General features: G+C 26.5%; 1 protein-coding gene. It reads right to left on the bottom strand.

What is annotated here, in order from left to right; translation table 11 throughout:
* The coding region (locus N3F66_15265) for an efflux RND transporter permease subunit (GenBank protein MCX8125505.1) at positions 1-249 on the bottom strand (249 nt) is incomplete at both ends.

The raw sequence follows: 249 nt of genomic DNA, 5'->3' as shown, positions 1-249 counted from the left end.
GCTTTACCATATACATGTAAAACCTCAGGAAAAGATTTAAGTATTTTATTCTGAACACTTAAAACCTTTTGTGCTTGCTCAATAGAAATTCCAGGAAAAGTGGTAGGCATATAAAGAATTGTACCTTCATTCAATTTAGGCATAAATTCTGATTTAATTCCTTTTAATATAAATAAAGCTAAAACTAAAAAGATAAACGCAAAAAATAAAACAAATTTAGTTTTCTCTAGACTAATTTTACAAATCGGT

It is taken from the genome of Spirochaetota bacterium, from assembly GCA_026414805.1.
Lineage (GTDB): Bacteria > Spirochaetota > UBA4802 > UBA4802 > UB4802 > UBA4802.
The sequence above is the reverse complement of the archived record's forward strand: the minus strand, read 5'-3'. Positions and strand labels throughout refer to the sequence as shown.